Origin of the sequence: Arthrobacter sp. NicSoilB8 (assembly GCF_019977355.1) — a bacterium.
Classification (GTDB): domain Bacteria; phylum Actinomycetota; class Actinomycetes; order Actinomycetales; family Micrococcaceae; genus Arthrobacter.
On the sequence record NZ_AP024655.1, the window covers coordinates 2,606,066 to 2,624,027 of the forward strand.

22 protein-coding genes are annotated in these 17,962 nt (G+C 65.0%); 7 read left to right on the forward strand and 15 right to left on the reverse strand.

What is annotated here, in order from left to right; translation table 11 throughout:
- Window positions 1-12: 12 nt before the first annotated feature.
- On the forward strand, window positions 13-600 hold the full coding sequence (locus LDO15_RS11695) for an XRE family transcriptional regulator (RefSeq protein ID WP_223978999.1): 588 nt from the start codon (window positions 13-15) through the stop codon (window positions 598-600).
- A gap of 33 nt (window positions 601-633) precedes the next feature.
- On the opposite strand, the gene LDO15_RS11700 is transcribed toward LDO15_RS11695, so the two are convergent.
- The 8 genes from LDO15_RS11700 to LDO15_RS11735 all read right to left on the reverse strand — a co-directional run bounded on the left by LDO15_RS11700 (window position 634) and on the right by LDO15_RS11735 (window position 7,696).
- On the reverse strand, window positions 634-882 hold the full coding sequence (locus tag LDO15_RS11700) for a hypothetical protein (RefSeq protein ID WP_223979000.1): 249 nt from the start codon (window positions 880-882) through the stop codon (window positions 634-636).
- A gap of 522 nt (window positions 883-1,404) precedes the next feature.
- Window positions 1,405-2,784, reverse strand: coding sequence for a glutamate decarboxylase (locus tag LDO15_RS11705; RefSeq protein WP_223979001.1), 1,380 nt, complete (start codon window positions 2,782-2,784; stop codon window positions 1,405-1,407).
- A 31-nt stretch (window positions 2,785-2,815) separates the two neighbouring features.
- Complete coding sequence (locus tag LDO15_RS11710; RefSeq protein ID WP_223979002.1) at window positions 2,816-3,460, reverse strand: hypothetical protein; 645 nt, start codon at window positions 3,458-3,460, stop codon at window positions 2,816-2,818.
- 49 nt (window positions 3,461-3,509) lie between these two features.
- Window positions 3,510-4,889, reverse strand: coding sequence for a chloride channel protein (locus tag LDO15_RS11715; protein WP_223979003.1), 1,380 nt, complete (start codon window positions 4,887-4,889; stop codon window positions 3,510-3,512).
- A 367-nt stretch (window positions 4,890-5,256) separates the two neighbouring features.
- Window positions 5,257-5,466, reverse strand: coding sequence for a hypothetical protein (locus tag LDO15_RS23530; protein ID WP_346655954.1), 210 nt, complete (start codon window positions 5,464-5,466; stop codon window positions 5,257-5,259).
- A 484-nt stretch (window positions 5,467-5,950) separates the two neighbouring features.
- Window positions 5,951-6,148, reverse strand: coding sequence for a hypothetical protein (locus LDO15_RS11725; RefSeq protein ID WP_223987700.1), 198 nt, complete (start codon window positions 6,146-6,148; stop codon window positions 5,951-5,953).
- A gap of 117 nt (window positions 6,149-6,265) precedes the next feature.
- Window positions 6,266-6,883 carry a TetR/AcrR family transcriptional regulator gene (locus LDO15_RS11730; protein ID WP_223979004.1) on the reverse strand — a complete coding sequence of 206 codons (618 nt, stop codon included), beginning with the start codon at window positions 6,881-6,883 and terminating at the stop codon, window positions 6,266-6,268.
- A gap of 135 nt (window positions 6,884-7,018) precedes the next feature.
- Window positions 7,019-7,696 (reverse strand): PAS and ANTAR domain-containing protein, encoded by a 678-nt coding sequence (locus LDO15_RS11735; RefSeq protein ID WP_223979006.1) that lies wholly within the window; start codon window positions 7,694-7,696, stop codon window positions 7,019-7,021.
- A 445-nt stretch (window positions 7,697-8,141) separates the two neighbouring features.
- On the opposite strand from LDO15_RS11735, the gene LDO15_RS11740 reads away from it, so the two are divergent.
- On the forward strand, window positions 8,142-8,507 hold the full coding sequence (locus LDO15_RS11740; protein ID WP_223979008.1) for a metalloregulator ArsR/SmtB family transcription factor: 366 nt from the start codon (window positions 8,142-8,144) through the stop codon (window positions 8,505-8,507).
- 49 nt (window positions 8,508-8,556) lie between these two features.
- Here LDO15_RS11740 and LDO15_RS11745 read toward each other — a convergent pair whose 3' ends face one another.
- Both LDO15_RS11745 and LDO15_RS11750 read right to left on the reverse strand, forming a co-directional pair.
- Window positions 8,557-9,318 (reverse strand): MerR family transcriptional regulator, encoded by a 762-nt coding sequence (locus LDO15_RS11745; protein WP_223987302.1) that lies wholly within the window; start codon window positions 9,316-9,318, stop codon window positions 8,557-8,559.
- 18 nt (window positions 9,319-9,336) lie between these two features.
- Window positions 9,337-10,536 (reverse strand): Fic family protein, encoded by a 1,200-nt coding sequence (locus LDO15_RS11750; RefSeq protein WP_223979010.1) that lies wholly within the window; start codon window positions 10,534-10,536, stop codon window positions 9,337-9,339.
- 176 nt (window positions 10,537-10,712) lie between these two features.
- Between LDO15_RS11750 and LDO15_RS11755 the strand changes: the two genes are divergently transcribed.
- Entirely contained in the window at window positions 10,713-11,003 is a 291-nt protein-coding gene (locus tag LDO15_RS11755) for a hypothetical protein (protein WP_223979012.1), read from the forward strand.
- Window positions 11,004-11,152: 149 nt separating this feature from the next.
- Here LDO15_RS11755 and LDO15_RS11760 read toward each other — a convergent pair whose 3' ends face one another.
- From LDO15_RS11760 to LDO15_RS11775, 4 genes are all read right to left on the reverse strand, one after another.
- Window positions 11,153-12,790, reverse strand: a complete 1,638-nt coding sequence (locus LDO15_RS11760; protein ID WP_223979014.1) for an MFS transporter — start codon at window positions 12,788-12,790, stop codon at window positions 11,153-11,155.
- 37 nt (window positions 12,791-12,827) lie between these two features.
- Window positions 12,828-13,220 (reverse strand): SHOCT domain-containing protein, encoded by a 393-nt coding sequence (locus tag LDO15_RS11765; RefSeq protein WP_223979015.1) that lies wholly within the window; start codon window positions 13,218-13,220, stop codon window positions 12,828-12,830.
- A 157-nt stretch (window positions 13,221-13,377) separates the two neighbouring features.
- The gene (locus LDO15_RS11770; RefSeq protein ID WP_223979017.1) at window positions 13,378-13,752 is read right to left on the reverse strand and encodes a PLDc N-terminal domain-containing protein; all 375 of its coding nucleotides are present in this window, start codon (window positions 13,750-13,752) and stop codon (window positions 13,378-13,380) included.
- 168 nt (window positions 13,753-13,920) lie between these two features.
- A complete protein-coding gene (locus LDO15_RS11775) occupies window positions 13,921-14,076 on the reverse strand; it encodes a hypothetical protein (protein ID WP_223979019.1) in 156 nt (51 codons plus the stop codon).
- 150 nt (window positions 14,077-14,226) lie between these two features.
- Here LDO15_RS11775 and LDO15_RS11780 point away from each other — a divergent pair, with 150 nt between their 5' ends.
- Together LDO15_RS11780 and LDO15_RS11785 are read left to right on the forward strand one after the other, a co-directional pair.
- Window positions 14,227-14,670 (forward strand): DUF3054 domain-containing protein, encoded by a 444-nt coding sequence (locus LDO15_RS11780; RefSeq protein WP_223979020.1) that lies wholly within the window; start codon window positions 14,227-14,229, stop codon window positions 14,668-14,670.
- Window positions 14,671-14,758: 88 nt separating this feature from the next.
- Window positions 14,759-15,040 (forward strand): Lrp/AsnC ligand binding domain-containing protein, encoded by a 282-nt coding sequence (locus LDO15_RS11785; protein WP_223979021.1) that lies wholly within the window; start codon window positions 14,759-14,761, stop codon window positions 15,038-15,040.
- A gap of 131 nt (window positions 15,041-15,171) precedes the next feature.
- Here LDO15_RS11785 and trpD read toward each other — a convergent pair whose 3' ends face one another.
- Entirely contained in the window at window positions 15,172-16,233 is a 1,062-nt protein-coding gene (gene trpD / locus LDO15_RS11790; RefSeq protein ID WP_223979022.1) for an anthranilate phosphoribosyltransferase, read from the reverse strand.
- Window positions 16,234-16,462: 229 nt separating this feature from the next.
- On the opposite strand from trpD, the gene LDO15_RS11795 reads away from it, so the two are divergent.
- Together LDO15_RS11795 and LDO15_RS11800 are read left to right on the forward strand one after the other, a co-directional pair.
- Complete coding sequence (locus LDO15_RS11795; RefSeq protein WP_263428392.1) at window positions 16,463-17,020, forward strand: heme-copper oxidase subunit III; 558 nt, start codon at window positions 16,463-16,465, stop codon at window positions 17,018-17,020.
- Window positions 17,021-17,106: 86 nt separating this feature from the next.
- On the forward strand, window positions 17,107-17,895 hold the full coding sequence (locus tag LDO15_RS11800) for a c-type cytochrome (protein ID WP_223979024.1): 789 nt from the start codon (window positions 17,107-17,109) through the stop codon (window positions 17,893-17,895).
- Window positions 17,896-17,962: the final 67 nt, after the last annotated feature.

The following is a 17,962-nucleotide window of genomic DNA, read 5'->3' on the forward strand; positions in this document are numbered from 1 at the left end:
TTGGATGGGGGTATGGATGACGCAACAACGGTGATCGCGGCCGCCCTTGACCAGGTCGGGGCCCGGCTGAGACGGCTGCGGATGCAGCGCGGTGTGACCCTGACCGGCCTCGCGGACGCAACCGGAATCTCGAAAAGCACGCTGTCGCGGCTGGAATCGGGACAGCGGCGCCCCAGCCTGGAGCTGCTCCTCCCGCTTGCGCAGGCCTACCACGTGCCGCTGGATGAGCTGGTGGGCGCTCCTGAGGTCGGGGATCCCCGCATCCGCCTGAAACCCCGGCGGGCCAACGGGAGGACGGTGGTGCCGCTGACCCGGCACCCCGGGGGCCTGCAGGCCTGGAAGATTGTCATCCCTGCCGCGAAGGTTGTCCCGGAGCTGAAGACCCATGAGGGCTACGAATGGCTGTATGTCCTCGCGGGCCGCCTGCGCCTGCTCCTCGGGGACCACGATCTGGTCCTCGGTCCGGGGGAGGTGGCAGAGTTCGACACCCGGGTCCCGCACTGGTTTGGCAGCGCCGGTGACCAGGCAGCGGAGATCCTGAGTGTGTTCGGAGGACAGGGCGAGCGGATGCATGTCCGCGCGAAGTCGCACCAGGACTGAGGCGGCAACCGGCCGAAACCCTGCGGTGGCACCTCACCCTTCCTGCCGCCGCCCGCCCTTCCCGGCTGCCTCGATGGCCTGCACGGAGATCAGGGTAAGGCCAAGGTCCCGGACCTTCATGAGCAGCCCATGCAGCGCCGACTGGTCAGGGACCACGCCGCTGAGGCTTGTTGTGCCGTCGCTTTCGTGGATCACGGTGAAGTCGCCGAACCAGGCGGACCAGTGCTGGTCGAGCCGCCCGGCGACCCGAAGCCGATAGCCGGCCGGCGCCTGCCTTGTCACAGGCTGCGCGTTCACTTGGCGCCGGCCGGGTCGAGCGGCGAGCTGGCGGGATCCCGGGCAACATCAGGCCGACCCCAGGGAATCTTCCACGAGACTCAGCGCGGCCGCGACTTGCCCAACGGTGTGGACCAGTCCGTGCGGGATCGACCACCATGTTCCGGAGACGTTGGCACGAGGGTCGCGTGGGAATTCGCGCGCGGCCCGTTCTTCCCCGGCGCGCTCCTTGCGGCCCCACTCGGCCAGTCTTTGTCGCGGATTATTCGGCAGCGGCGCCGGAACCTCGAGGTCCCCTTCCCGCTTTCGAGCTCGTACGCCAGCCGGAATCCGGCAGTCCTGATATCCGGATCCAGCTGCATTGCCAGCTCGAAACACAAACGGCGCCCTCGGGGTCCCTGCAAAAGTGGATCCGTGCCCGGCGTCATTAGATCATCCTTGCACCACCGAACGCGGACCGACCCGCTTTCAAGCGTTCAGCGCATCTTGGCGAGTCTTTCGAGGTCCGGTGCGTGACCGTGCTCTGGGTCAGTGGCCGGGTCCGATGATGATCTTGTTTCGTTCGGATTCGTGCGCGCCGCCCTTCTTCGCCAGCGTGGAGCACGCCTCTTCGATGTCGCGGGCGAGCGTGTCGACGTGCTCACGGCTCAATGTTTCCTTGACCAGGGCGCGCATGATCGTCACGTCCTGGGCGTTCGGCGGCAGTGTATATGCCGGCACCATCCAGCCGCGCTCGGCCGAGAGTTGCCAGGCAATGTCAAACTCGTCGTACCCGGGGTCGGAGGCGAGCCGGAACGCCACCAGGGGAAGTTGCTCCTCGGCGGCGCCGATGATCTCGAAGCGGCCCATGGCGTCCAGCTTCTCAGCGAGGACGCGGGCATTAGTCTGCATGTTCTGCATGATGTACGTGTAACCGGCGCGGCCATAGCGCACGAAGTTATAGTACTGGGCGAGAACCATCGACGAGCCGGTGGAGAAGTTCAGGGTGAAGGTCGAGTCGGTCTTGCCGAGGTAGTTCTCCTCGAAGACGAGATCCTTGGCGAGGTCCGCCTTCTCACGGAAGATCAGCCAGCCGATGCCGGGATAGACCAGGCCGAACTTGTGCCCGGAGACATTGATCGAACGGACCTGCTCGAGGCGGAAGTCCCACTCCGAGTCCGGATAGAGGAAGGGCCACACGAACCCCCCGCTGGCCCCGTCCACGTGCAACGGCACATCGAGGCCCCGCTCGCGCTTGATCCCTACCAGCAGGTTGTTGATACCGACGATGTCGTCCTTGTGCCCGGTGAACGTTGTACCCAGTACGGCTGCGACACCGATGGTGTTCTCATCGACATGGGCCTTGACGTCGTCCGGGCCGATCGTGTACTTCCCCGGCTGCAGCGGCACAATCCGCGGCTCGACATCGAAGTAGCGGCAGAACTTCTCCCACACGACATGCACATCGCCGCCGAACACCAGGTTCGGGTTCGACGTCGACGCGCCGGCGGCCTCGCGACGCTTGCGCCAGTTCCACTTCAGTGACAGACCGCCGAGCATGATCGCCTCGGACGATCCCTGGGTTCGGGCGCCCGTCGTCTCGCCGGGCGCGTGGAAGAGGTCGGCCAGCATCCGAATGCAACGCTGCTCGATCTCGGCCGTGCGGGGATATTCGGCGTGGTCGATGAAATTGCGGTGCAGGTTTGCGGCGATGATCTGCTGGGCCTGCGGCTCCATCCATGTCGTCACGAAGGTTGCAAGGTTCCGGGCCGGATCACCCTCCAGCGCCAGGTCCTCCGACACCAGCCGCAAAGCGTCCTGTGCAGGAATGCCGGTCTCCGGGAACTCCCGGCTCGGAACCTCCTGGGTGATGAATCGATTGCCGAACAGCGCCACGTCGGCATCCGCCGGCAGGGAATTTTCAGACATCACTTCTCCTTCGGAGACTGTTGAAAAGGGGTTACGAATGAGTTTCCCGGTCTGCAGGAACCGAGGTGTCGGTGGATTCCGGACTGAGCATCAGAATCGCGCCGGTAAGGAAGCAGAGGGCTCCCACGAGGGTGCCGAGATTGGACAACTCGGCGTTCCAGACATCGCCGCTCGACGGTATAACAAAGGCCGCGACGGCCGAGATGCCGAACGCAACAGAGCCGGCCACGTTGATCACGCCGATCTTCCACACCCGGGGCCTGGGGCGGCCGCCAATGGCGAGGCGACCGGCATCCCGCAACGCCACACCGCTTGCAATGAGGAAGGCGATTGAACCCAGGGCGTCGGGTCGCCACACCCGCTGGTCGGTCAGCGCCGCGCTGAGATTGTCCCGCACCGCGTTTCCCGTACTCCAGTTGAACCACAGGGTCCCGGCAAGTTGAATGCCGCCAGCGAGCCAGGCGAGATTCCGCGGCGCCCATACCCAAAACGAATGGCGCCGCGTGGCACCCACGGCCGGGAGGGCATCGACGGCTTCGCGGTACTGCAGGAAGGCCGCACAGGTGAAGAACAGTGAACCTACGAAGAATGTGACTGCACACCAGCGCAATCCCACAGCCTCGGAGTACAACGGCACCGCCCCCAAGGCGAACAGGCTCGAGCCGATGATGAACAAACAGGCGATCCACCGGTCCCGTACGGTTGAACGGCCCCCGATCGAGATCTTATTGTGCATGGTCGGTCCTCGAGGGTGCCCGATGCTGGACCTTGCCGGCATCCTCAGGTGCCCCGGGCGCCCTCGGGCCCGGGACCGGGAGGACAATGGTGATCACGAAGGCCACCGCCACGGCCACCACCACCTGGGGTGTTACGGCCACACCGTCCACTCCCAGCAGCAGCGTGGCCAGCAGCGTCGACGTCAGCGGCAGCCGCAGCATAGCGGCGCACATGGCTCCCATGCCCATGCCGATCGCTGCCGCGAGATTCATTCCGGGCAACCAACTCGCAGCAACACCGAGGGCCGCACCAATGAACATCGAGGGGAAGACCGGCCCGCCACGAAATGCGCTCAGCGAGAGCCCGTAGACGACGGTCTTACAAGCGATCAGCAGGACCAGCACTGGAAGCGAGTAGTCCGCGGCGTGTTCGACCAGTTCCGGTAGGGCGTCCTGCCCCGAAAACAGCACCTGCGAGAAGCTGCGCCCCGAGATCAACTGGTAAGCCATCGCGGTAAGACCGATCAGCAGGCCGAGCGCAGACGTCACCAACACCCGGTTCAGATGCACGATCGGACGAAGCGACAGCGCGACCCAGCGGATCAACCATCCCAACAGCGCGCCGGCCGCGCCCATGATGACCGCCCAGCCCAACATCGCCACCGTCGGCGGCACGGCGGGCGGCACCACGGGCAGCGCCAGCGAGAAACTGCCCAACCCGGTCCAGCCGTCCAAGCCGACGAACACCAGCGCCCCGACGCCAGAGGCAATCAGTCCGGGCAGGGCAACCAGACTCAGCGTCATTCCCCCGATCCCCGCGGCCTCCATGATCAGGAATGCACCGAGCACGGGAGACCCGAGGAGGGTACTGATCGCTGCGAAGCTGCCGGCCGACGCCATGATCGTCAGGGCCATCGGCGGAGCATCCTTCTTCACCAGGTGCACCGCCAACGCCCCGAGGCCGCCACCGATCGCGATCAGTGGCGCCTCCGGCCCGAGCACCGCACCCAGGCTGAGCGTGGTCAGCGCCGCGAGAATGATGCCTACAAGCTCCCGGCCGCTGGGCGGACCGCCGCCCGTCTTGAATCCAAGAGCGGGTGAGTGCCCCCCGGTTCCCGGCAGGTAGCTGATGGTCAACGCCGTCAACAGCCCACACAGCACCAGCCAGGGAACCGGCCACCACGCAGGAGCCGGGCCCCCAAAGACCAGATTCGGCAGTCCGGCGAAGACGAACCGCTGGACCGCCGCGACCAAAGCAAGAAAACCGTACGCAATGATCGAGATCGGAACCCCTAGAACCGCTGCCAGCACGAGCGCAGCGATGTACGGCTTGGAACGAATCACGACGGCCGGATCGATACTGGGCGGCGGGGCGCCAGGCTCACTCATTCCCGTCAGCCCGCCGCGCCTGTGAGGATCCGGGCCACTGCAAATGCCCGCCTTCTAGATCGGGGCGACTTGCCCAGCCGGCCGCACCCCGAGGAGACCGAGGGAACGGGTTCGTTGCGCCCATGGCAATTGTTGAGCATGCCTTCTCCTTCCGCTGGCCGTCCGCTAGATGGCGGGAGCCTTTAGTGAGGTCTCACTAGCGATAGAGGCTGGTCAATCACATGCTCTCCAAGCTAACGCTTCCAGTGGGGGCAGTCTTCACCCAATGCGGGTGAAAGAGAGCCAAAAAGCGCTCCGCCTGTTCGCGGAGCAACACAGGCCAGCAGCTTGGAAGCCCCGGCGGACTCCGCCGCTCATGACCAACGCATCAGGGAGCCTCAAGCAGACAGTCGCCATCCGCGCGCCATCCCGCGGTGCCCTCGACGTCGACGGCGGTCCGGGGACCGGGAACCGGGAACCGGGGACCGGGAAAACCGCCGTCGCCCTGCACCGCTCCGCCTGCTTCCTCCACTCCGACCCCCGGGTGGGTCACCGTGGCGCCCAGGGCAAGAGCGGCGTACTGGTCATTGGTCCGCACCGGCGCTACCTGACCTACGTTGCCGACGTCTTCCCCAGCCTCGGAGAGGAAGGAGTACAGACCTACACCCTGCGGGATCTCGTCCCCGAGGGGGCCAGCGCAGCCATCGAGGAAGTTCCGGATGTGGCCCTCTTGAAGTCGTCCGCCGACATGGTGAAGGCGATCAAACCAGCCGTCAGGTTCTACGAGGAGCCCCCTGCCCAGGCGGTGGAGGTCGAAACGCCGTACGTCGACCGCTGGCTGAGCGTTGACGAGTGGGCCCAGGCGTTTGAGGCGCCGAGCCCCGGCACCCCGCACAACGAGGCGCGGGACGAGTCCTCACGCCCCCGGCGCCGGCCAAAGGCCGTGACCGCCACCCGGCGATCTCAATCGGCTCAGGTTCAGTCCCGGGGGTCGGCTTCGGGCGGGCTGAACATTGCCTTGTGCGGTTCCAAGCATCCCGGGCGTGTCCCCGAGTGGCTGCCCTTGCTGCAAAGTCCGGGAGCTACCGGCGGTGGCCCGTGTTGTCGAGGCCCACAAAGTGGGAGTGGCCCAGAGTCTGAGCGCGGTGGAAATCACGGAGCTGGCGCTCGGACTCCTGGTCAGAAGCTGCGGGGGGCCGTGCCGACTTCCTCGAAACGTCGCGCCAGATCGACGCGGCAATAAGGACCAGTCCACCAACGACGAGAAGTAGCCACTCCATGATGTCCATCCCCTAAAAGCGCCAGCCTATCCAACTGCACTGGAATGCGGAAGGACAGGCGGGGACCCATCACATTGTCACAACGGGCACGGCCGCAGAAATTGACCGCTGCCGAGACTACAGGTTCCGGTGATGCTCGATGAGCCAGCGTGCCATCTGCTGGGCACGCCGGGAAGCCAGGGCGTCCCCCTCCGTGGCCGAGATGATGGAGCCTTTCATCAGGATGTGCCAGGATCGTGCAAACTCCTCCGGGCGGTCCAGTCCGGCCTCCTTGGCCAGGGCTTCGATGTGGCCCCTGATACGGCTGAGGTAACCGATGCTGGCCTGCCCCAGAGGGTGTCCCGGCCCCATCTCCAGCAGGACATTGATGAACGAACACGCTTCGAAGTCCTCGCGCTGGAACCAGTCCCCGAACACGTCAAATACGGCCAGCAACTGTTCCTCGGCGGTGTTGCCGCGCCGCCTGGCCTCGGCGACGATGAGATCCACGGTCCACACCTGGTCCCGCAACTCCAGGAAGGCCAGCACCAGGGAGTCCTTGGCCGGGAAATGCCGGTAGAAAGTTGCCTTGGAGACTCCCGAGCTACTGATCAGCTCGTTGACGCCGACGTCGCGGATGCCGCGCCTGGAGAATAACTCATAGGCGGTGGCGAGGATTCGGTCCACGGGGTCCTCGCGGCCGGCCATGACCGTGGCGGGCAACAGCGTGGGCCCGTCGGCGTCGGAGACAGTCATGGTGGCTCAGATTTTACACCGCCACGGGCGGACAGACTGGTCTGTCGTCGAGTGTGACAGCGCCTTTGGGGCAAAAATGCCCCGGCATGGCCGGCCGGTCCGGCGCCGGACCCCCGGGGACTCCCTGGGCGGTTTCTACGGGTGAAAGACGCGGTCGGCGTCCCGGCGTGCCGAGAATCGGGTGTCGAGGGCGTGGACGAGGTTTCGGAGAGTGGCAGCGTCGTGCGTGTTGTTGGCCAGCCGGACGATCGCGGAGGCCGTGTGCGCGAGCTTGAGGTTGTGGTGCTGGCTGTAGACGGAAAGCCGCTCAAAAGCGGCGTCGGAACCGATGTGAAGGATTCCCATCAGAATGCCCTTGGCCTGTTCAATAAGGCCCCGCGTGCCAATGGCTCCGGCGATGGCCTCACGTGCGGACCGGTCAGTCTCCAGCTGAACCGTCCTGGTGAGGTCGAGGATGAATCCGTCGATGAACAGCGGCTTCCCACCGGCATCGGGAACGCCCTCCCCCGCCGTTAGGACCCGCCGTTCCCGCCTGCGTGCGTCGAAGAGACGGTGGTAGCTGGCAAAGAACCCGCCAGCCCGGCACGCGTCCTCAAAGTTTTCCCGGCAACGCTTCCGGTCATCGGCATGGATGTGGGACATCAGAAGGCCCATGGTAGGCACAACCTCCCCCCGGCGGTAGCCGTGGATTTGGTAGGTCTCCTCGGACCACTGCAGCTCCCCGGACGTCACATCGAAGCGGAAGGTCCCCGCCAGGACGTCCTCGCTGACCAGCGCACTGGAATACGTTTGCAGCGCCCTTAATTCGGTCATGGACATCGCTAGCTGCCCGGCCCCAGGGCCGCCGTCGTTCCGTCCGGGCCAGACAGCCGGCATCGGCGGGAACCATGGAAAACGGTGAACAATTCGAAGATGCCGGTCATTGAACCTCCTAAGAGCCGGGACCCGCTCCCGGTGACGCCGTTGTCACCGGGAACAGCCTGAATCCACCCCACGATGCCGGTCATCCGCAGAAGCCCGGAACGAATTGATGAATTTATGAAAGTCTGAACTACGCTTCGCGTCCGCGCAAGGGGTGGCCCCGGCTCCGCCACCGGCGGCGACACGACAGCGGTCCGGCGCTACGATGTAGGTGCGGTAGGACGAATCTTGGCGCGTGCGAGACAGACTTTTCTGTCTCGCACGCGGCAGAGTCCCATCTGCGGGTTCCGCGCAGACGCACGGCTCAGAAAATTTGAACGCGAAGGAGGGAGATCCAGTGACGGATGAACTTCCCGGAGGCCTGGTCCTCGCCGATGTGAAGGCCGAACTTTTCAAATCCATGGGCCACCCGGCACGAATCCAACTTCTTGAAGTGCTCGCCGACGGACCTGTTGCCGTGAGCAGGCTCCGCGATTACACGGGCCTTGAGCCTTCGAATCTCTCCCAGCATTTGAGCTTGCTCCGCCGCCAGCGCCTCATTGTCCCTTCGCGACGCGAAGGGCGGCTTTTCTATGAACTGGCCAGCCCCGAGGTGAGCGTCCTGCTCGCTGACGCCCGGTCCCTGCTCGGCGCGCTCCTCCACACCACCCGCCTGAACCTAAGCCCCGACGGCGAGGCGCCCCGCGAAGAGGCAATCCGCTAAGTGCAGCGCCCGCTTCCCGATCCTGGAACCGTGGAGCCCGACTCAGCGGTCAGCGCTGCGTCCTAATCTCTTGCAGGTAGGCCATGAGGCCGACCAGCTGCTCTGCAGTCCACGGCAGATCGGCGCTGAGTGCAGCGCTGTTGTCCTGCCACATGGCGCGGGCGGCGGCCTTGGTTTGTTCGCCGGAGTGGAACATGGATCCGAGCTCGTCCCACGCCCTGGCCCAGTCCCTCACGGAGGGATCTGATACTGGCGTTCCGTCCCCGGCGTGCCTGAGACCTTCCTCAACCAATGCGGCCCACCGGTTCTTGGCGGCGTCGATCCCCTCGGCGCCGAGTTCGGCCCTTCGCTCGGCCAGTTCCTGACGCTGTTCCGGCGTGAAGTGGTTTTCCAGCACGGTGATCATCTCCAACGTTGACATGAATTGTTCGGTGTCCGGCATGGCGGCCGCGTCAATGCGGGAGAGCAGGTCCCGAATCCGGTCCTCAACAGACTGGACCTGCTCGGCTTGGCGGCGCACGTGCCGCAGTTGTCCTTCCAGGAGAGTGCGCAGGGAAGCCAGGTCATCAACCGGTGCCGCCAGCGCGGCGGCGATCTCCGCCAACGGGAGCCCGAGCATCTGGAGCGCCCGGATCCGGTACAGCCTCCGCACGTCCCGACCGTCATAGCGGCGGTGGCCGGAAGCCGTCCGCCGGCTGGCTGACAGCAATCCGATCTCGTCGTAATGATGGAGCGTCCGGACCGTGACGCCACATGCCGCGGCGAGTTCGCCAATACTCCATGGACCTGCGGCACCGCTCGCCTCTTTCATGTGAACCACGGTAAATCCTCACGCCGCGTGAGGATCAAGGCCCTGTTCCGCCAGCCGGCTGTTGAGCCGGTCCACCTCGTCGAGGACTTCAGTCGCCGCCCAGGCACGGCTGCGCTTTGACTGGGTTACCGCGGTGATGACCCCGGCGCTGGTGAGCCGCTCCAGCGCGGCATAGACGGAACTTTCGGCGACGCCGGCAGCGTGGGCGGCGCTGTGGGCCTCGAACACGGGCCGCTCCAGCAGCCACGGAATGATCTTCTCATCCGCCGATCCCCTGCGGGGCCTGGCAAGCTCCAGCCACATGGCCGGCAGGGCATCGAGTGCGGCCACTGATTCCCGGGCTGCGTCCGCGGCACGGACCGCCGACCGGGCCAGGTACAGCACGAACGGGTCGGCAACCCCGGACCGGTAGTTGTTGAGCAGGCTGAAATACCTCTCGACGTCGGCGACCATCGCCGACGCGATCGGTGTGACCGTGTTCCGCGTGAGCCCGCGACGCCGCGAGATCGCACCGATTAAGGCCCGCCCGATCCGGCCGTTACCGTCGGTGAACGGATGGATGGATTCGAAGTGGGCGTGCGCGATCGCCGCCTGCGCCATGATGGGGAGGTCGCGGCGGTTGCAGAAGACCATCAGATCCTCTATCAGGTCCGGCAAGAGCTCCGGAGGGGGCGGAACGTGAATGGCACCCCGCGGCGAATGATCGCTGCCGCCGATCCAGTTCTGCACGTCCCTGAGCCTGCCGGCATGCGGACCGTCCATCGGGTCGTCCTTCATGAGGGTGCGATGGGCTGCCAGCATGGCCTCCAGCCGGATTTCGCCTGTCCGCCCGGCGTCGTCGATCATCCCTTGCACGGCGTCTGCCGCAGCCACCATGGAGCGGGCCTCATCGCTGGCCTTGAGGCCTATCATGGCCCGGGCGTAGTCGTCACGGTTGGCGTCGACATGCTCGATCTTGGAGGAGGAGACGGCCTCGCTGCGGAGGAGAAACCCGCTGATGGCGGTCATCCGGGTGCCGGCCGTGACGTCGAGGGACGCAATGGCAACAGCGGCCTCCTCAAGCGCGACAACGGTCTCGCGGCCCGGATCGAACCAGAGCCCCGCGATCATGGGCGGAAGCGCGACCACAACCTCGGCGAATTCCCGGTCCTCCCGCGGCGGCCGGCCGGAAGACTTCCATGGCATGGTCTTGCTGCCGTGCGGGGGCCAAGCGGTCATGGATACCTCCGGAAGTCGGAACAACGCCGTCACTATTAAGACTTTAGTAGCTAAATCTAAATAATGAGCGACCTGTTGCCCGAAGATTCCATCCGAACCGGTCCTGTTACCCAGGACGGGCGTATCTGGTGAAGTTTCGAAGCTTGCCCTGGACTGAGGGGACGGTTCCGCCTCCAGTGGTGGGCTGGGATCGCGTGTCGCCGGCCCTCGATTCCGCGGCGGCACGGTTCAAAGGAGGCCGCGTCACTGGTATTGATACCCTCAGTGGCCACGTCACTTCCGATCTCGCCTGCGTCCTGGACATAGAACACTGGCAGGCCAAGGTCGGCGGCGCAGCCGAAATGTCGCTCTTCGATTTGCGGGCGACGAGCATTTACCGCCTTGAAGACGACGCCTGGGCACTCGTGCGCCGCCACGCCGGCCCGATCACCACACCGCGGGCCCCGGACGCCGCCATCCGCCAGTAGTACCGGGATTCACGCCACCTATTTCCAAGACCGGCCGCAGAGGCTGGTCAGTTGGATGACCACGCCAAGCAGCCGTGCTCGGTCGTTGCCGACGTTGAGGTTAGCTGCGACAGCGCGCCCCGCCGAAACCGGTTCAAGGCCTTCGTCCCTCACGCGGCGCCGGACTGTGCGGGATCGCTCTCCGGTTCGTCCGTGGGCTTCCGGCGGACCAGTTCGGTGGGAATGTTCTTGGAGAACAAGAGCGACAGCGAGCTGATAAACACCAGGGCCACCATCGATGCCCGGAGCGAGGACACCTGCGAGTCGGTATACAGCGTAGTCAGCGTTGCAGCGTCCGCGGGCGACAGTCCCGCCGACGTCGCGATCTCGTTCACCGTGGACACCGGCACAATGTTGACCCCCGACTGGCTGTCGGCGGCGACCTGATCCTTGACGTTGCCCGGAAGGTCGCTCGTTTCCACAGCGCCCAAAAAGGAGCTCGAGAGCGAAGCGATCAGGACCGATCCGATCAGGGCCGTCCCCAGCGAGGACCCAAGGTTCTGGAAGATCCCCTGGAGCCCGCCGATTTCGCTGGACCGCTCGACGCCGACGCTGGACATTGTGACGTTGCCGATCTGGGATGCCAGCAGCCCGAGGGCCGCTCCCGCGAAGAACATGCCGGCCGCGAAAAGCACGCTGCGCAGGTCCAGGGAGACTGAGCCGAGCAGGACGAAGCTGCTCACGACCAGGACGAGCTGTCCAAGCCGAACGATCCGGCGCGGAGACCAGACGGCCGTCAGGCGGGTGCCGACAACCGAGAACAGGATCAGCGAAATCGAAAGCGGAAGAATCTTGATGCCGGTGTCGAGGGCATTCAGTCCCAGGGTCATCTGCAAATACACCGGAATCATGAAGAACAGGCCGGCCGTGATCATGTACTGGGCCGCGAGGACGGACAGCCCGGAGCGCAGCTGTTTGATGGACAGCATCGAGACGTGGACCAGCGGCGGGCGCCCCCGCCGGATCAGTGCCTCCTGCCGGGCGAAGAACGCCCACACCAGGAACCCGCCCGCGAGTATCAGGTACGGCACCAGGGACAGGCCCAGCGGATTGATCGGAACGCCGCCGATCTCGGGCGATTGCTTGGGCAGAATCCATCCCCAGGTCTTGCTTTGGAGCATGGCGAAGACGATCAGGGTCAGGCCTGCCGCCGAGAACAGGACGCTGATGCCATCGATCCTGATGCGTTGCGGGCGGCTGGCATCGGGCACAAGCCGCGCGAAGAGGAGTACGGCCGCCATCACCACCACTTCGCCGATGAACACATACCTCCAGCTGAGATACGTTGTGACATACCCGCCGATGAGCGGGCCCAGGGCCACGGCGGCGCCCGACGTCGCCCCGATGATCGCGAACCCCGTCACCCTGTCCTGGCCCTGGTAGTTGTTGGCGATGAGGGCCGCGATGGCCGGGATCACCAGGACCGCCCCGACCCCTTCGATCACGGACCACCCGAGGAAGAGCACCGCGATGTTGGGGCTGAGGGCTGTCAGGAGTGATCCGCACGCGTAAATCACTGCACCAATGACGAAGGCGCGGCGGCGTCCCCACACATCACCGAGTTTTGCTCCCAGCAACATCAGGGAGGCCATGGTGAGGGTGTAGAACGTGATGGCCGCCTGCATCGCGGCGACAGTGGTATTGAGGTCCTTGACGACTGTTGAAATGGAAACGTTCATCACGGTGCTGTCCAGCACCATGACGAACTGCGCGCATCCGAGGATAATGCCGGCGGTCCATTTCTTCATTGGCTGACACGCATTCTCGAAGGAAGCGGCCGGGCGGTCAGGCCCCGCTCAACGCCTTGGCCTTGACAGCCTCAAACTCGCCCTGGGTGAGCGTGCCGGCGTCGAGGAGTTCCTTGGCCTTCGCAATCTCCTGGGTGGGCGACGCCGAGGCGACAGAACGGATGTACTCGGTCGTGGCCGCTTCTGCCTGCTGCGCACTCTTGGCCTGGCGTTCCGCCATGCTGCGGCCGCGCGCGATCAGGTAGACCAAAACTGTCAGGAACGGCACGAAGACCAGGAACAATATCCACACTGCCTTGAGCCAGCCGTTAAGCTCGCGGTCCCGGAAGATGTCACCGATGACTGCAAACAATGCGAAAAGATACGAGACGAACGCGAAACCCCAAAAGAACAGCCAAATGACGCTCCAGAATTGCTCCACGGGAGCCATCCTTTCGTTCCGAGGAAGCCCTGCTGGCATTCCCTTGGGGCCAAAACTAGCCCTCACCCGCCACTGCCTGTAAGGACCATAAGGCCTGTATTTGGCACGGTGGAGCGCTATGCCCCTTCGCTCCCCGGGCCGTGCCCCCGGCTCAAATGCTCCGGTGTCAGCCCAGCGCCCTGGCCTTGAGCATCTGGAATTCTTCGCCGGTGATCGTGCCTTCATCGAGGAGTTTCTTCGCCGCCGCGATCTGATCCGCGGGGTTGGCATTGGCGGTCCGCCGGATGTAGTCAGCCATGTCGTCCCGTGCAACATCCTGCCGCGCGGACTGTCGGATGGTCATTTGCTGCCCGTAGAACAGCATGTAGGCCAGGCAACCGAGGAGCGGGAACAGGAGAACGGCCAGGACCCACAGGGCCTTGACCCACCCGGGGCGCAGGCTGTCCGAAAAGATGTCCCTGAAGACAAGGAACAGCACCATTAAGTAGGCAACAAACATGACGAACGAAAACATGAGCCAGATGAAATCCCAAAATCCCATGACCTTCGCCTTTCGCGGGACCGGTGATGCGGCAGCGCTTTGGAACAGCAGTGGCGGCCCAGCCGGGTTACTTGCCGGATCGCCACCAGCCTACGCAGGGGGTTGCGGTTGTCAATCAGTCCCCGGGGCGGCCCCGGGCAGCGGACCTGGAAGAGCCGGGCAGCGGACCTAGAAGAAGTGCACTTCGCTGGCCGCATCAGGGGACGGATGCACCACCGGGGCCTGGCCGAGTTCGAGCAGGATGTCGTTAATACTCAACTGGCCTTCCAGCTGAGGATCCAGCTGTACCGGGACAACAGCCTCCGGGACGGCGTCGCTACTCATCCCACGATCATAGGTGCGGTCCATCCCGTCGCCCGGGGGCCACGCCGATCGGAGTCGGGGTGGTGCCGTCCGCACTGCCGGACATCACCCGCCGCCGCAGGCCAGCAGGGCGGCGATGTCCGGCATCCCGGCGAGGCTAGGCTAGGACGTATGGCTTCTCCAACCCCTCCCCTCTCCCGCCCGTCAGCCCAGGGCGCATCAAACCCCGGCCTCCGGCCCGCACGGACGGCCGCCCTTGCCGCCTGCGCCGACGCGTTCCTGATTCTGCTCTTCGCGGCGATCGGCCGCGACGCGCACCAGCGCGGGGAAATCATCACCGGCGTCCTGGCCACGGCGTGGCCGTTCCTGGTGGGCGCGGCCCTCGCCTGGCTCGTGTTGCGGCTGTGGCATGACCCCCTGCGGCTGTGGCCCGCCGGCGTCGCGGTCTGGCTCGGAACAGTGGGGGTCGGCATGATTCTGCGGGCTGTCACCGGCCAGACGGTGGTGCTGCCGTTCATCATCGTGGCCCTGCTGAGCCTGGGCGTCTTCCTCCTCGGTTACCGTCTTGCGGTTGCCGGCGTGCTGCGGTTGCGTTCCCGCCGCCAGCAGGCCTAATGCACTAGGCTTGCTGGAAACGGCAGCACCCTCGCAGGAGCCGCCGGCAGGCCCGCAAACGGCGCAACCGATCCGGAAAGGCTCACACGTGGTCACCGCATTCGTCCTGATTAAGACAGACGCTTCACGCATCCCCGAGACGGCCGAGGAAATCTCGGCCATCCCGGGCATCAGCGAGGTCTACTCCGTGACCGGCGAATGGGACCTGATCGCCATCGCCCGCGTTGCCAAGCACGATGACCTGGCCGAGGTCATCGCGGACAAGCTCTCCAAGGTTCCGGGCGTCGTCCACACCACCACGCAGATCGCTTTCCGTGCGTATTCACAGCACGACCTCGACGCGGCCTTTGCCCTCGGATTTGAGCAGTAATCCGCACGAGGCAGTAACAGGACAAAGGACGGGCCCGGCAAATTTCTGCCGGGCCCGTCCTTTGTCCTGTCTGGGTTTTGTCTACGTTCCGCGGCTGCCGGTTTCCTGCGGCGGCTGCGGGTGGCGCAGGCTCAGGCGGCCTGCGACAGCGCGACCCACCGGTCCAGCACCGCGGCAGCAGCGCCGGATTCAATGGACTCCTCGGCCCGCTTCAGCGCGGCCGCCATCCGGTCGGCCAGCGGGCCCACGGCGTCGAGATCAAACGCCACCAGCCCGGCTGCGGCATTGAGCAGCGCCGCATCGCGGGCAGGCCCCGGCGCGCCGGAGAGGACTGCACGGACGACGGCGGCATTGGCCGCAGCGTCACCGCCGCGCAGCTCCTCCAGCGTCGCCTGCCGGATGCCGAGCCCGCGCGGATCAAACATCTCTTCGGTAACCTCACCGTTGCGGATCTCCCACACCCGCGACGGACCGGTGGTGGTCAGCTCGTCCAGGCCGTCATTGCCGCGGAACACGAGGCCGCGGCTCCCGCGCTTGGCCAGCACGCCGGCCACCAGTGGCGCCATCCGCTCATTGGCGACACCCACGGCCGACGCCTGGACGTGTGCCGGGTTGATCATGGGACCCAGGAAGTTGAACGCCGTCGGAACGCCTAGTTCACGCCGGGCGACGGCGGCATGCCGCATCGAGGGGTGGAACACCTGGGCGAAGCAGAAGGTGATCCCGGCTTCCTCGGCGTTGCGCGCCACCCGGGCGATAGGAAGGTCCAGCCTGACGCCGAGCGCCTCCAGGACGTCTGCGGATCCCGATGACGACGACGACGCCCGGTTGCCGTGCTTGACCACCTTTGCGCCGGCGCCGGCACAGATCAGCGCGGCCATCGTGGAGATGTTGACCGTGTTCTGCTGGTCGCCGCCGGTGCCGACGATGTCCAGCTTCTCGCCGGCAATGTCTATGGGGTTGGCGTTGGCCACCATCGCCTCGACCAGGCCAGCGACCTCATCAACGGTCTCGCCCTTGGAACGCAGCGCCACCAGGAATCCGGCCACCTGGACCGGCGTGGCCTCCCCCGACATGATCGAGTTCATGGCCCATTCGGTGCTTTCGGCGGTGAGGTCCGCGCCGCCGATAAGTGCGTTGATGAGCCGCGGCCAGGTGTTGCCTGCCGCCTGTGCAGATGCCTGAGAAGTCACCTCCCGATGCTATCGAGGTCGGCCCCGCAAAGACCAATGTGAACCCCGCCGGGAACTTTTCCGCGCGAATTCGCGTCTTTGTAGAAAAAGTCCTCCGAAAACGCGGTTTGCGTTGGGCAGGACGGACTTTTATAGACATAATGTCTATGTGACATCTGCGACCCATGCCCCCAGTACCCCGGCGCACCCGACGCTGAACCGCCCCAACATGGTTTCTGTAGGAACCGTTGTGTGGCTGTCCAGTGAGTTGATGTTCTTCGCCGGTCTCTTCGCCATGTACTTCACACTCCGTTCGACCTCCGGACTGATGTGGGCGGAAGAGACAGCCAAGCTCAACTTCCCCTTTGCGCTCGTTAACACGATCGTCCTCGTGGCAAGTTCCTTTACTTGCCAGATGGGCGTCTTCGCCGCCGAGCGGCTCCAGCCGCGCCGCACCGGCGGAGTCTTCAGCTTCACCCGCTGGGGGATGAACGGATGGTTCATCCTCACGTTCCTCATGGGTGCCTTCTTCGTGGCCGGCCAGGCAACCGAGTACGCCATGCTCGTTTCCGAGCACGTCTCGCTGTCCTCCAACGCCTACGGCTCCGCCTTCTACATCACGACGGGCTTCCACGGCCTGCACGTCATCGGCGGTCTGATTGCCTTCCTGCTCATCATCGGCCGCTCCTTCGCAGCGAAGAAGTTCGGCCACTTTGAAGCGACCTCGGCGATTGTCACCTCGTACTACTGGCACTTCGTGGACGTCGTCTGGATTGGCCTCTTCCTGGTCATCTACGTCCTCAAGTAGCCAGACTTGACTCTTTTTCTACAAGAGGCAGAATTTCAAGAAGCGGCTCCAGGAGCCACCGCAGGATCGAATAAAGGAACCACCACGTGAAGGCACTCTCGCAGAAGCGACGTCACCCACTGGCAGCAATTGCGCTGCTGCTGATGGGCCTCTTGGTCACGGGTGGGCTGTACGCCGTTGCCACCACCGTCAACCAGGCCAAGGCCGACACCGCCACCTACAGCGCCAGCGACGTAGAGGAAGGCGGCAAGCTCTTCGCCGCCAACTGCGCCACCTGCCACGGCATGGGTGCCAGTGGCTCGCAGGCCGGACCGTCGCTTGTCGGCGTCGGCGCCGCTGCTGTTGACTTCCAGGTCGGCACCGGCCGCATGCCCATGCAGATGAACGGCCCGCAGGCCCAGAAGAAGCCCGCCCAGTTCAACGAGGAACAGACCAAGCAGCTGGCTGCTTACGTTGCCTCGCTCGGCCCCGGCCCGGCCATCCCCGAAGCGGGTGTGCTCGATGAGAAGGGCGACGCCGCCAAGGGTGGAGAGCTCTTCCGCACCAACTGCGCCATGTGCCACAACGCTGCCGCTGCCGGCGGTGCACTCACCCGGGGCAAGTTCGCCCCGGCCCTCGCGGGTGTCTCCGGCCAGCACATCTACGAAGCCATGGTCACCGGCCCGCAGAACATGCCGGTCTTCAGTGACGCGAACATCTCCCCCGAGGGAAAACGCGACATCATCACCTACCTGAAGCAGATTGAAGCCAACGGTTCACCCGGCGGCGCAGATCTTGGAGCTTTGGGACCGGTTTCCGAAGGTCTCTTTGTCTGGATTGCCGGCTTGGGCGTCATCATCGCGTTCACCATCTGGCTAACCTCCCGCACCTCCTAAGCGGACCTTGCACCTGTAAGAATTTTCTGCTGACCCGTCAGCAGTTTGAATTGAAACCTAACTCGGC